General features: G+C 63.6%; 12 protein-coding genes and 1 rRNA gene. 11 read left to right on the top strand and 2 right to left on the bottom strand.

Annotation, left to right across the window (positions count from 1 at the left end; genetic code table 11):
- From ACIQ09_RS19255 to ACIQ09_RS19235, 5 genes are all read left to right on the top strand, one after another.
- On the top strand, positions 1-704 hold a 704-nt coding region (locus tag ACIQ09_RS19255; protein WP_398313555.1), incomplete at its 5' end, for a putative PEP-binding protein.
- 308 nt (positions 705-1,012) lie between these two features.
- The gene (locus ACIQ09_RS19250; RefSeq protein WP_398313553.1) at positions 1,013-1,870 is read left to right on the top strand and encodes a 2-keto-4-pentenoate hydratase; all 858 of its coding nucleotides are present in this window, start codon (positions 1,013-1,015) and stop codon (positions 1,868-1,870) included.
- An 84-nt stretch (positions 1,871-1,954) separates the two neighbouring features.
- Positions 1,955-2,455, top strand: a complete 501-nt coding sequence (locus ACIQ09_RS19245) for a pyridoxamine 5'-phosphate oxidase family protein (protein ID WP_398313551.1) — start codon at positions 1,955-1,957, stop codon at positions 2,453-2,455.
- The gene (locus ACIQ09_RS19240) at positions 2,452-3,531 is read left to right on the top strand and encodes a pyridoxamine 5'-phosphate oxidase family protein (RefSeq protein ID WP_398313549.1); all 1,080 of its coding nucleotides are present in this window, start codon (positions 2,452-2,454) and stop codon (positions 3,529-3,531) included. Before ACIQ09_RS19245 ends, ACIQ09_RS19240 begins: the two co-directional genes overlap by 4 nt.
- Positions 3,458-3,808: a hypothetical protein gene (locus ACIQ09_RS19235; RefSeq protein ID WP_398313547.1), complete on the top strand. Its 351-nt coding sequence runs from the start codon at positions 3,458-3,460 to the stop codon at positions 3,806-3,808. Before ACIQ09_RS19240 ends, ACIQ09_RS19235 begins: the two co-directional genes overlap by 74 nt.
- A 24-nt stretch (positions 3,809-3,832) precedes the next feature.
- Here the strand turns inward: ACIQ09_RS19235 and ACIQ09_RS19230 are convergent, their stop codons facing one another.
- A complete protein-coding gene (locus ACIQ09_RS19230) occupies positions 3,833-4,330 on the bottom strand; it encodes a cytochrome C (protein ID WP_398313545.1) in 498 nt (165 codons plus the stop codon).
- 186 nt (positions 4,331-4,516) lie between these two features.
- Here ACIQ09_RS19230 and ACIQ09_RS19225 point away from each other — a divergent pair, with 186 nt between their 5' ends.
- The 4 genes from ACIQ09_RS19225 to ACIQ09_RS19210 are packed head-to-tail and all read left to right on the top strand — an operon-like array spanning position 4,517 to position 8,294.
- Positions 4,517-4,960 carry an NfeD family protein gene (locus ACIQ09_RS19225; RefSeq protein ID WP_398313543.1) on the top strand — a complete coding sequence of 148 codons (444 nt, stop codon included), beginning with the start codon at positions 4,517-4,519 and terminating at the stop codon, positions 4,958-4,960.
- A gap of 21 nt (positions 4,961-4,981) precedes the next feature.
- On the top strand, positions 4,982-5,842 hold the full coding sequence (locus ACIQ09_RS19220; RefSeq protein WP_398313541.1) for an SPFH domain-containing protein: 861 nt from the start codon (positions 4,982-4,984) through the stop codon (positions 5,840-5,842).
- 56 nt (positions 5,843-5,898) lie between these two features.
- A complete protein-coding gene (locus ACIQ09_RS19215) occupies positions 5,899-6,876 on the top strand; it encodes an ABC transporter permease (protein ID WP_398313539.1) in 978 nt (325 codons plus the stop codon).
- On the top strand, positions 6,876-8,294 hold the full coding sequence (locus tag ACIQ09_RS19210; RefSeq protein ID WP_398313557.1) for an ABC transporter permease: 1,419 nt from the start codon (positions 6,876-6,878) through the stop codon (positions 8,292-8,294). Before ACIQ09_RS19215 ends, ACIQ09_RS19210 begins: the two co-directional genes overlap by 1 nt.
- A 6-nt stretch (positions 8,295-8,300) precedes the next feature.
- On the opposite strand, the gene ACIQ09_RS19205 is transcribed toward ACIQ09_RS19210, so the two are convergent.
- Positions 8,301-9,701, bottom strand: a complete 1,401-nt coding sequence (locus tag ACIQ09_RS19205) for a wax ester/triacylglycerol synthase domain-containing protein (RefSeq protein ID WP_398313536.1) — start codon at positions 9,699-9,701, stop codon at positions 8,301-8,303.
- 188 nt (positions 9,702-9,889) lie between these two features.
- On the opposite strand from ACIQ09_RS19205, the gene ACIQ09_RS19200 reads away from it, so the two are divergent.
- Both ACIQ09_RS19200 and ACIQ09_RS19195 read left to right on the top strand, forming a co-directional pair.
- Positions 9,890-12,145: an EAL domain-containing protein gene (locus ACIQ09_RS19200; protein ID WP_398313534.1), complete on the top strand. Its 2,256-nt coding sequence runs from the start codon at positions 9,890-9,892 to the stop codon at positions 12,143-12,145.
- Positions 12,146-12,542: 397 nt separating this feature from the next.
- Positions 12,543-12,996: ribosomal RNA gene (locus ACIQ09_RS19195) — 16S ribosomal RNA — on the top strand; the annotation flags it as partial.

Here is a 12,996-nt window from a genome sequence, read left to right as displayed (position 1 = left end):
AAGGCGTCGCCACCATCGCCGCGGCCTTCTACCCGAAGCCCGTGATCGTGCGCCTGTCCGACTTCAAGTCCAACGAGTACCGCAAGCTGCTGGGCGGTGAGATCTACGAGCCGGAAGAAGAGAACCCCATGCTGGGCTTCCGCGGCGCCTCCCGCTACATCTCCCACAGCTTCCGTGACTGCTTCGAACTCGAATGCGCTGCCATGAAGAAGGTGCGCAACGAGCTGGGCCTCACCAACGTGCAGCTGATGGTGCCCTTCGTGCGCAACCTGGACGAAGCCAAGGGTGTGGTCGATCTGCTGGCCGAGCACGGTCTCAAGCAGGGCGAGAACGATCTCAAGCTCATCATGATGTGCGAGATCCCCTCCAACGCCCTGCTGGCCGAGCAGTTCCTGCAGTACTTCGACGGCTTCTCCATCGGCTCCAACGACCTGACCCAGCTCACCCTGGGCCTGGACCGCGACTCCGGCCTGGTGGCCCACGCCTTCGACGAACGCGACCCGGCCGTCAAGCAGCTCCTGTCCCTCGCCATCAGCGGTGCCAACAAGCTGGGCAAGTACGTGGGCATCTGCGGCCAGGGCCCCTCCGACCACGCCGACTTTGCCGAATGGCTGATGGACGAAGGCATCCAGACCATCTCCCTCAACCCGGATACCGTGGTGGATACCTGGCTGAAGCTGGCGGCCCATAGCAAGGGCGAGTAATCCCGCACCTGCGCTGAGTAGTAAACAAAGCCGGCCCGTCGAAAGACGGGCCGGCTTTGTTTTGGGGCTTGGCGGCGTGGATGCCGGGAATGCCAAACCCTGCGCAATCAGGAGGTTGACGTGCTGCCCACCGTGGCAGGTACTCCCCCCGCTTCCGACCCAAGTCGGTGCTTGAAGTGGTTAGCCGGATCTATAGTGAGAGGCAGCATGCTGCGTGTGGCGTGATGAGCCTGAGGCTGCGCCGGCCCCCTTGCTGAATGAATGCAGGCATTCACCCGCTCTGCCCCACGAAAAAAACGGAGACTCCCATGACCCGCCTTGCCGCTTGCTCCCTCGTCGCCCTGACCCTCCCTTCCATCGCCCACGCCGTCTGCCCCACCGATCTGGAGGCTGCCGCCGTTGCCGCGGCCATCGTGGCCCGGCAGCCTGTGCCGCTGCCGGCGGGGGAGATGAGCATGGCCGATGGGCTGTGCGGGCAGGGCAAGGTGGTGCGCTTCCTGGGGCAGCACTTTGGCCCGGTGGCGGGTTACAAGGCGGGCTTGACCAACCCGGCGGTGCAGAAGCGCTTCAAGCACGATGCGCCCCTGCGCGGCACGCTGTTTGCCAGCATGCTGGTGCCGGATGGGGCCGAGCTGCCCGCGGCCTTCGGCGCGCGGCCGGTGATGGAGGCCGACCTGCTGGTGGAGGTGGCCGACCCGGTGGCCCTGGCCCGGGCGCAGACGCCGCTGGAGGCCCTGAGGGCGCTCAAGACCTACGCGCCCTTCATTGAGCTGCCCGACTTGATGGTGGACGATCCGTCGAAGCTCGGCGGGCCGATGCTGGCCATGATCAATGTGGGGGCGCGGGCCGGGGTGGTGGGCAGGGCGGTGCCGGTGAAGGCGACGCCCGAGCTGGCCGAGGCCTTTGCGGCAATGACGGTGACCCTGAGTGACGGCAGCGGCGCCGTGCTGGATTCGGGCATGGGCAGCGCCACCCTGGGTAACCCCCTCAATGCGGCGAGCTGGCTGGCGCGGGATCTGGCGGCGGCGGGCACGCCCCTGGCGCGGGGCACGCGCTTGTCCCTGGGGTCGTTCACCAGGCTGATTCCGCCCAAGGCCGGCATGGCGGTGCGCGTGGGCTACGAGGGCTTGCCGGGCAATCCGGTGGTAGGGGTGCGCTTCCGCTGAGCCGGGGTGCAGATCGGGTCATCCCGCCCTCGCGGTGGGGCGGGCTTTGGGCTAGATTCCGGGTTGAACAAGCTGGAGTTTCCGATGACCTCTCCCGAACCTCTGGACCCCGCCCTGGCAGAATTCATTACCAGCCATGTCTCCCTGCAACTTGCGGGGACCGACGACAGTGGGCTGGCTACGGCCGTGCGCTGTGTGGGGTGCCGGGTGTCGGCGGACCGGCGCCGGGTGACGCTGCTGATGCCCCGCTCCCAGGCCACGCCGGTGCTGGCGAGCATCGCGGCAAACGGGCGGGTGGCTGTGGTGTTCAATGAGCCCACGAGCTACCGGACCCTGCAGCTGAAGGGGCGGGACGGGCGCATCGAGCCGCCCCTGCCCGATGATGCGGCAGCGCTGCAGCCCTACGCGGCCGGCTTTGCCCGGCGTCTGGCCCCGCTGGATGTGCCCGAACCTTATGTGCGAACCCTGGTGAGCTGTACACCGGAGGACCTGGTGGCGGTGAGCTTCACGCCCCTTGAGGCCTATGCCCAGACCCCCGGCCCACGGGCCGGGCGACGGCTGGGGCCCGGGGAGACCGGTGAATGAGCCGCAGCCTCAGCCTGGACCGTCTGCGCCCCTGCCTGGAGGGCATCGTGCCCTCAGGTATCGCCACCTGCGGGGTGGATGGGATGCCCAACATCACCTACGTGTCGCAGCTGATGTATGTGGACCCGGAGCATGTGGCCCTGTCCTTCCAGTTCTTCAACAAGACCCGGGAGAACATCCTGGCCAACCCCGTGGCCACGGTGCTGATGATGGACCCGGACACCGCGGCCCGGTACCGCCTGACCATCCGTTACCTGCGGACGGAAACCGAGGGCCCCTTGTTTGAACGCATGAAGGCCAAGCTGGCGGGCATCGCATCCCACGAAGGCATGAGCGACGTGTTCCGGCTGCAGGGGGCCGACGTTTATCGGGTGCAGGGCATCGAGGCGGTGCCCGGGCGGGAGTTGCCGCCCGTGGAGGGCGGGCCGGCCCTGCTGCCCGCACTGCGCCGCAGCGTGGATGCCCTGGCGGCGTGCCAGAGCATGGAGGCCCTGATCGACAGCTTCTGCACCTGCCTGACCCGTCATTTCGACCTGCAGCATCAGATGCTGTTGATGGCGGACGAGGCGGCTGCACGGTTGTACATCGTTGCCAGCCGCGGCTATCCCCAGTCCGGGGCCGGGGCGGAGATTCCCTTTGGGGTGGGTGTGATCGGGGTGGCGGCGCGGGAGCGGGTGCCGATCCGCATCATGTATCCGGCCAGTGAGTACGCCTACAGCCGGATGCTGCGGGATCAGGCGGCCATCGGCGGGTTGGCGGGGCGCCTGGAGACGACGATCCCGCTGCCGGGCCTGCCCGCACCGGCGAGCCAGCTGGCCGTACCTGTCATGGCCGGCCGCCGTCTGGTCGCGGTGGCCTATGTGGAGAGCCAGCGGGAATGCCACTTCGGATACGACCTAGAGGACGCGCTGGTGGCGCTGGGGGCCACGCTCGGGCTGTCCATCTGCCTGCCTGTGCGCAGAGGCGGTGGAGGGGGCCGCGGCCGAGCCCGAGGAGGCGGAAGTGGCCCCCGTGCCGGCCGGGGATGCGGTGAGGGTGCGTCACTACGCCCGGGACGGCAGTGTCTTCCTGGGTGACGATTACCTGATCAAGGGGGTTGCCGGTGCGATCCTGTGGCGGTTGCTGAACGACCATCAGCGCACCGGGCGCTCCCTGTTTTCCAACCGGGAGCTGCGTCTGGACCCGGCGCTGGGCTTGCCCGAGGTTGCCGACAATCTGGAGGCGCGCCTGATCCTGTTGCAGCGCCGCCTGCGTGACCGCTGCGACTGGCTGGGCATCGAGAAGACCGGGCGCGGCCGTTTCCGGCTGGCTCTGACGCGCCCGGTGACGCTGCATGTCGAGGAGGCGGGCTGAGCACCCGCGCTGAGTAGCCGGGGTTCAGCGCAGGCTTGTCTTGCCGCTGGTGGGGGGCTGGGGAACGAAGACGAAGTGCGGGGTGGGGATCGCCTGGCCCGGGCCGATGGCGGCGGGGGCAGGGTTTCCGGCTGGGCCGAGGGCGCGCAGGTAGCGGTAGATGGCGACAAGGTCATCCCGGCTCATGGCCTGCATGGCTGTCCATGGCATGGGCGGCAAGCCATTGCGGCGGGCCTTGCCCAGCCATTCCTCCTCACTGGCCTGATGGGCAGACAGACGCAGGTTGGAGGGGTAGCTGACGCCCCAGGGTCCGCTGAAGCCGAGGGCTGCGCCAGTGAGGCGGTCCTGCTCGGGAATGACCTCGCCCTGCTGGGCGAATCCCGGTGTGTGACAGTCGTTGCAGCCGCCGATGGCGACCAGATAGCGGCCGCGGGCGGTGGGGTCGGGTTCGGCCGCGCTGCTGGCCAGGGACAGCAGCCCGAGAGCAAGGGCAATGGCGGCGGTGGCGGTGGGCTTGGGCATGGTGTTTCTCCGTTGTGGTTTGATGCCTCCAGCTTAGGCAGTGCGCTGCGGCCCGTTTCGTAATACTTTACTTGGTGAATCCTAAATAAATACTAAGGACGGCCGGAACGTTCCGGCGGATGGCCGGGTCTGTTGATTCGGCGGTATGGACAATGCCCACTGAACGGGAAACCGAAGGGATAGGGAATGGCGCTGGAATGGTGGCACTGGATTGTGCTGGGGGTGGCCCTGGTGGTGGCGGAGCTGGCGGTGCCGGCCTTCTTCATCATCTGGTTCGGGCTTGGGGCATTGCTGGTGGGGCTGTTGCTGCTGGTGGCGCCGGCCATGGGCATGACGCTGCAGCTGGCCCTGTGGGGGCTGGCATCGCTGGGCATGGTGGCGCTGTGGTTCCGGGTGTTCAAGCGGGGCGATCACAAGACGCGAATCGGCCAGTCGGACGGTGACACCATCGGCGAGATCGGCCTGATGGCGAAGGCGGCGGCGCCTTTCGAGCGCGGCCGGGTGCGTTTCCAGAAGCCACTGCTGGGTTCCGAGGAGTGGGAGTGCGTGGTGGATGAGGCAATCGCTGCCGGTGAGCGGGTGCGGGTGGTGTCGGTGGAGGGCAGTTTCCTGAAGGTTGCCCGGGTGTGATGCAGGTTCGAGGAGCGCGCGATGAGTAATGCAATGGTGGTGGTGCTGGCGATTCTGGTGTTCGTGGTGGTGACCATCGCCAAGGGGGTGCGCATCGTGCCCCAGGGCGAGGAGTGGATCGTGGAGCGGCTGGGCAAGTATTACGGAACCCTCAAGCCGGGCCTCAACATCATCATTCCCTACCTGGACAAGGTGGCCTACAAGCTGGTGACCAAGGACATCATCCTGGATGTGCAGGAGCAGGAGGTGATCACCCGGGATAACGCGGTGATCCTCACCAACGCCATCGCCTTCGTGAAGGTGACCGACCCGGTGAAGGCGGTGTATGGCGTCACCGATTTCTCCGAGGCGATCCGCAACATGATCATGACCACCCTGCGCTCCATCGTGGGTGAGATGGAACTGGACGAGGCCCTGTCGAACCGGGACAAGATCAAGGCGCGTCTGCGCGAGAGCATTGCCGACGAGGCGGTGGATTGGGGGCTGACCGTGAAGTCGGTGGAGATCCAGGACATCCGCCCGTCGGATTCGATGCAGAAGGCCATGGAGCAGCAGGCCTCCGCCGAGCGGGAGCGCAAGGCTGTTGTGACCCGGGCCGAAGGGGCCAAGCAGGCGGCGATCCTGGAGGCCGAGGCTCGGCTTGAGTCGTCGAAGCGGGATGCCAACGCCCAGGTGATGCTGGCCGAGGCGTCGGCCGAGGCGATCCGCCGGGTGACGGCGGCGGTGGGCACCGAGACGGCGCCGATGCTCTTTCTGCTGGGCGAAAAGTACATCGCCTCCCTGGAGCGCATGGGCTCCACCGACAACGCCAAGATCGTGGTGCTGCCGGCTGATCTGCAGGAGGCCGTGCGCGGACTGATCGGGGGCGCCACGCGCCGCTGATGCCGGCTGCTTTGGGGGCTTCGTCATCGGCGCCTGTCCATGTAGGATAAGCGCCCATGTTTGCCTATATCGTCCGACGACTGCTCTACGCGCCGCTCATCCTGCTCGGCGTCAATCTGCTCACCTTTGCCCTGTTCTTCGTGGTCAATACCCCGGAGGACATGGCGCGCATGCAGCTGGGCGCCAAACGGGTGACGCCGGAGGCCATCGAGCGCTGGAAGGTGGAGCGGGGCTACGACAAATCTCTGCTGTTCAATGCGGCGGGGGCGGGCGCTTCCAGCCTGACCGACACGATCTTCTTCGAGAAATCCCTGCGCATGTTCGCCTTCGACTTCGGCCGGGCCGACGACGGGCGCGACATCGCCACCGAGATCCGCACGCGCATGGGGCCGTCCCTGGCCATCGCCGTGCCGACCTTCATCCTTGGCCTGTTCGTCACGGTGTCCTTTGCCCTGCTGCTGGTGTTCTTCCGGGGCTCCTACCTGGATTTCCAGGGGGTCGTGCTGTGCGTGGCGATGATGTCGATCTCGGGCCTCTTCTACATCATCGGCGGCCAGTGGCTGGTGTCCAAGGTCTGGCATCTGGTGCCCATCTCGGGCTATGGCGGGGGGCTGGATGCGTCACGCTTCCTGGTGCTGCCGGTGGTGATCGGGGTGATCGCGGGCCTTGGCGGCAGTGCCCGCTGGTACCGGACGATCTTTCTGGAGGAGGCCGGCAAGGACTACGTGCGTACGGCGCGGGCCAAGGGTTTGTCCGAGCTGCAGGCCCTGTTCCGGCATGTGCTCAAGAACGGGATGATCCCCATCCTGACCGGGGTGGTGGTGGTGATCCCGTCGCTCTTCATGGGCAGCCTGATCAGCGAGTCCTTCTTTGGCATTCCCGGCCTGGGCAGCTACACCATCGATGCGATCAATGCCCAGGATTTTCCGGTGGTGCGGGCGATGGTCTTCATCGGCTCGCTGCTCTATATCCTCGGGCTGATCCTGACGGATCTTTCTTATACCCTGGTTGATCCGCGGGTGAAGCTGGAATGATTGACGTGCAACCGGTATTCCTGTGGACCGATCTGCTCCTGTTCGGTCTCATCGCCTGCATTGTACTGGCGGCGTGGCGCGCGCGGCGCAGCGAGCCCATGCGGGCGGCCTGGCGGCGGGTGGGCGAGAGCGCCGTCGGGATGACCTCCCTGACCATCCTCGTGTTGTTCCTGGTGGTGGGGCTCCTGGACAGCCTTCACTACCGGCCCTATCTGCCGCCGGCGAAGGATGGCAAGGTGACCGCGGATCGTGGGCCGCTGTCGACGGAGGTGCGCAGCGCCCTTGATGCCCTCGCCGAACCCTTGCGTTCCCGGACCGAGAAGACGTATTCGGCCCCGCTGGCTTATGTGCTCTTCGCCAAGCAGACCATCGAGAAGTCCGATGGCACCCAGCAGCGGGAGTTTCCTCGTCTGAAGTTTGGGGGGGCCGGGCTGCAGTACCCTGAAGAGGATCACACCGGTGATGTGCTGGGCCGCATTGGTCTGGGCCTGGCGCTGGCCGCAGGCGCATGGTGCCTGCTCGCTGGAGGTCTGGTGCAGGTCGTGGCGATGTCGCGCAAGGTGCCCTTTGGGGCGGCGTGGCGGGCTGTCTGGCGCGGCAAGGGCGGCCTCGCGTGGCGGGCGGTGCTAGTCACGCTAGGGCTTGTTTTCCTGCTCGCGGGTCCCGTCGCCGTGCTCGCCGGCGAATACCACGTGTTTGGTACGGACAAGGTGGGTCAGGATGTCCTTTTCCTCACCTTGAAGAGCATCCGCACGGCACTGGTCATCGGTACGCTCACCACCCTGGTCACCCTGCCCCTGGCTGTGGCCCTGGGGATCATGGCGGGCTACATGGGCGGTTGGGTGGATGACGTCATCCAATATGTATATACCGTGCTCAACTCAATTCCCGGCGTGTTGCTGATTGCTGCAGCGGTACTGATGATGCAGGTCGTCATCGACACACACCCTCATTGGTTCGAGACTGCGGCGGAGCGGGCCGATGCCCGTCTGCTGGCTTTGTGTCTGATTCTCGGCATGACCAGCTGGACTGGCCTGTGCCGCCTGCTGCGGGGGGAAACCCTGAAGCTGCGGGAGCTGGAGTACGTGCAGGCGGCCCGGGCCTTCGGGGTGTCTACGGCCCGCATCCTGAGCCGGCATGTGCTGCCCAACCTGATGCACCTGGTGCTGATTGCGCTGGTGATGGATTTCTCGGGCCTGGTGCTGGCCGAGGCGGTGCTGTCTTACGTGGGCATCGGCGTTGATCCGAATACGGTGAGCTTCGGCACCATGATCAACGCGGCCCGCATGGAGCTGGCGCGGGAGCCGATGGTGTGGTGGAGCCTGATGTCGGCCTTCATCTTCATGTTCGTGCTGGTGCTGGCAGCAAACCTCTTTGCAGACGTCGTGCGTGACGCCTTCGATCCCCGGGCGAGTTGAGCGATCTTAACCACTTGGCTTGGAGTTCTTCCGCTGTTTGGGTGCTCGGGCAGGGGTGAGAATGGCCAGCTCGGCGCCCAGCCGATCGGTGATGATTGCAGGCTCCGGCAGCATGGCAACGTCAGCCAGAACGCCAATTTGATAGCTTTCCCCCTGATTGACGATACTGATTGTCACGCCCAGGTCTCCGGGGGGCGGGCTCCAGTACATTTCTTCGGTGATCCTGGCTCCGCACAATGTTTGCCCCTTGGGTGCCGCAGGGACCCGGTAGAGCAGGGCGCTTGTCTTGCTGGCCAGCAGTTTAAGCACCTGCAGTTGCACGGCACGGGGTGTCTGACCGATCAGGCTGAACACCCCCCACGCCTGCTGGGCCTCGTACGCGTCCGTGAAGCTGCGGATGCGGCGATCAATTTCCTTCAGCCTGGCCTCCGGGGTGTCGATACCGATTGGCAACTCCAGTGGAATCAGGCCGCTGCGATTGCCGAGAACCTCGTCTGATTCCCCGCTGCGCAGATTGACCGGCATCAGGGTGCGCAACTCGAGATCCCGGGCTGAGGCGTCGGTTTGGGCAATGCAGTGATGAATGGCGCCTGCGAGGGTGGCGAGGATCACCGCATCTGTCGTGGTCTTATGAGCCTTGGCAACGGCATTTACGTTGGCGAAAGGCAGGGGGACGCTCCAGCTGGCCCGCTTGCGCCCACTTGCCTGCCCTTTGAGCGGCGTAGGGCTGTCATCGGGCAGGCTGCTGAGCTTTCCGATCTCGAGTGCCAGGGCCGTGCTGGCGCAGGCGTAATCAAAGATCTTCTGCGGGTTGAACAGCAGGCCCCAGTACCTGGCCCAGAACGCGCCCGATAAGGTGATTCCGTTGATGACCGCCCGGCTGAGGGGGGCATACAGCGGGTCAAAAAGTCCGTCGGGCCTTTCAACTGCGTCACTGGCCTGGGCTTCGTCCTCAAGCGGGGTGGCCAGCGAACGGAGGATGCCAGTGATCGAGATGGCGTCGGCGATGCCCTGGTGCACGCGCGCGATGAGTGCGCTGCCCCCCTGGTAATCCTCCACGAGATGGAGCTGCCACAGGGGGCGATCCTGGTCGAGCGGGCGCGCTGCCAGTGATCCGATGAGCTCGGCAAGGGCTTTGCGTGGCTCGCCGGGCGGCAGGCTTGCGCTCACGAGCTGTCGCCGCATGTCCACAGGGCAGGTCTCCCAGACTGTGCCGACAGTATCCCGCAGCACGCGTTGTCTGAATCGCGCCAGGGGTAGGAGGCGGGCCGCTAGTCGCGCCTCAAGGCAAGGTCTGTCAATCGGGGTTGCGGTGATCAGCATACCCATTAACTGCATGGGGCAGGTATCCCTCTCAATCTGCAGCCACACCGCGTCCATGCTGGCCACGCGTTCCATCGTGCTCATGGTGTCTCCTTGCATGGGCGCCCAATAAGCGGGCGCTGTCTGGTGTCTTCTTCGGAAATTTGGCACTTTTCTGAAGCCGCATTTCTGGCCGGATCCCGGCTGTCGATTAAAGGCGGAGCTGTGTTCTGCCGTTAGGTAAATCTGATCTCGGGAAGCCGGCCCGGCCTTCGATTCTGGAAAAAGCCTCGATGAACATGTTGGTCAGCACAGCCCAAGACGAGTTTGTTGTCTTCCACGACGAGGACCCCGCCCAGCCTATGCCTGTGGCGGCTGAGGCTTGGAAGGTGCTCGTTGTCGATGACGATGCCGAGGTGCATCAGGCGACCATCTTTGCCCTAAAGGGGCTGGTTGTGTGTGGAAGGCCGCTGGAGTTGCTCCATGCCTACTCGGCCGAGGATGCGATGGCGTCCTTGCGTTGCACTTCGGGCGTGGCAGTGGTCTTTCTTGACGTGGTGATGGAGAACCATGATTCGGGTCTTGCGCTCGTACCGCGGATCCGTGCTGAGCTTGGCTTGGTCGATACACGGATCATTCTGAGGACCGGGCAGCCGGGCTACGCTCCGGAACTGAGCGTAATCCGTGATTACGACATCAACGACTATCGGACAAAGGCGGAGCTGACCCACACCCGGCTGATCACGACCTTGACCGCTGCGATCCGGTCCTATGACCAGATCCGGGCACTCAATGATGCCCGCCGAGGTCTGCAGATGCTTGTTGAAACGGGGAATCAGCTTTTCATTCCACGAGACTCCCGCTCGTTTGCAGAGGCTGCACTGGGACATCTTGAGGGCGTATTCGCCCACCGGGTGGATTCAGTTTTTTGCGGTCCTGTGTCGGCGGGCTGCATTGACAGTGAGCAGGAGACTCTCGGCATCCTGGCCGCGACAGGCGCCTTGTCTGGCCTCGCCGGGCAGGGCTTTGACGGGCTTGGAGAGCAGGTGGTGGCTGCCGCGCTGATCAAGGCACGGGCAGTGCGGGCGCATGTATTCGATGCAGGGTCGGTGTGCCTCTACTTGGGGCGGGTTCATGGCAAGGAAGCGCTGGTCTATCTGGATCTCCCCGGGCAGGAGATCGGGCCGCTGGTGCGGCAACTGCTCGAGATACTGTGCGCCAATCTTCGTGTCAGTTTCGAGAACGTTGTGCTCTTCGAGCGCCTCCACTTCTTTGCATACTTTGATCCCCTGACGAAATTGCCTAACCGGACGCGATTTCTTGATCGCATGGACGAGGGGCTTTCGAGCTTTGCCAGTGAGCACTGGACGGTGGGGATCATCGACATCGTTCGATTCTCGGAGCTGAATGATGCATTGGGGCATCGCAGTGGTGATCTGCTGCTCACGGAAGTCACGCGCAGGTTGAAAGCGCGCCTGGGTGCTGAAGCGCTCGTTGCACGGGTTGCCGGGGACGCCTTTGGAATCTGCTGGCGCCCTGACGAAGAAGGTGCGTCGGCAGTTCTGGATGTGTTCTCGATACCCTTTTTCGTTCGGGGACACGCCGTTCCGATGCGTGCCCGTGCCGGATTCGCCCATGCAGTGGCCCTTCCCGGAGGGGCCGTGGAGCTTTTGAAGCGGGCCAATCTCGCCCTCAGTCACGCCAAGCTGGAGGGTGACCAGCACTGGCGGTTCTTCAGCTCGGAGATGGAGGCCAACACCCAGAGTCGGGTACAGCTACTTAACGAACTACGTTCCGCCTTGCATTTGCGAAAGGGCCTTGAGCTTCACTACCAGCCCCAGGTGTCCCCGAAGAGTGGGCGTATCGTCGGGTGCGAGGCGCTCATCCGGTGGATAAAGCCTCAGGGTGAAAGCGTGGCGCCTGATGTCTTCATACCCTTGGCAGAGTACACGGGGCTGATCGTCGAGATCGGGGACTGGGTTTTCTCGGAAGCTTGCAGGCAGATTGTTCAATGGGACAGTAGCGGCCTACCTGCTTTTCGGGTCGGCATCAACATCTCGGCTGCCCAGTTCCGTGAGGTCGATTTCGTCACGAAGATCTCGGCTGCCATTGAACGCTCAGGTGTTGATCCGGCACGGCTTGAACTGGAGATCACTGAGTCGGTTGCCATGGAAGATCCCGACTCTGTCGCCAGACAGCTGCGAGAGTTGAAAGCGCTTGGCTTGAAGGTCGCGGTGGATGACTTTGGTTGTGGCTTCTCTTCGCTCGGCAGTCTCAACCGTCTGCCATTCGATCGGATCAAAATTGATCGTGCGTTTGTACGGGAGCTGACGCCGATGACATCCCAGGACTGCATCGCCCGACTGATCGTCAAGCTCGCCAAGAGCTTGGGCCTGGAGGTAATCGCTGAAGGGGTCGAGACGGTGGAGCAGGCCCGCTTGCTTGAAGAGATGGGGTGCAAGGAGATGCAAGGTTACCTTTATGGACGGCCCATGTCCGCAGACGCCTTGGAGGGTTGGATAAACCGGGATGTGGTGCAGAAAGACTGACGTGGGGGTCAGGAGAGCCAGTAAGATTTATTTTCTTAATCTTGTTGACACGTTGTGATTGTTCTTTATAATTCGGCCTCTCTTCGCTGCGGCGCACACCGAGATGTGTGAGCCGGGGTGGTGAGGAGGTGGTGCTGGAAGATGTAGTGTTTGTTTCCGGTGCTGTCGCGTTAGGCGGTTTGTTTCGGTGGTTAAGAAGTTTTCGAAACAAGATGCTTGACAGGGTTTAAAAGCTCTGTATAATGCGCACCTCTTCGCTGCTTCTGCAGCAGTTCTTTAAAAAATTAACAACCGATAGGTGTGGGTACTCGGTTCTGAGGGGTAACTGGTTTATACCAGAAGCCACGAAGAAATTGAAGTATCTGCAGAAACGTCAAGTTTCTGGAGTTTTTGGATTGAACTTAAGAGTTTGATCCTGGCTCAGATTGAACGCTGGCGGCATGCTTTACACATGCAAGTCGAACGGTAACAGGGAGCTTGCTCCGCTGACGAGTGGCGAACGGGTGAGTAATGCATCGGAACGTACCCAGTCGTGGGGGATAACGTAGCGAAAGTTACGCTAATACCGCATACGTCCTGAGGGAGAAAGCGGGGGACCGTAAGGCCTCGCGCGATTGGAGCGGCCGATGTCGGATTAGCTAGTTGGTAGGGTAAAGGCCTACCAAGGCGACGATCCGTAGCGGGTCTGAGAGGATGATCCGCCACACTGGGACTGAGACACGGCCCAGACTCCTACGGGAGGCAGCAGTGGGGAATTTTGGACAATGGGCGAAAGCCTGATCCAGCCATGCCGCGTGAGTGAAGAAGGCCTTCGGGTTGTAAAGCTCTTTCAGCCGGAAAGAAATCGCGCA

Source organism: Zoogloea sp., assembly GCF_044344315.1.
Lineage (GTDB): Bacteria > Pseudomonadota > Gammaproteobacteria > Burkholderiales > Rhodocyclaceae > Zoogloea.
The sequence above is the reverse complement of the archived record's forward strand: the minus strand, read 5'-3'. Positions and strand labels throughout refer to the sequence as shown.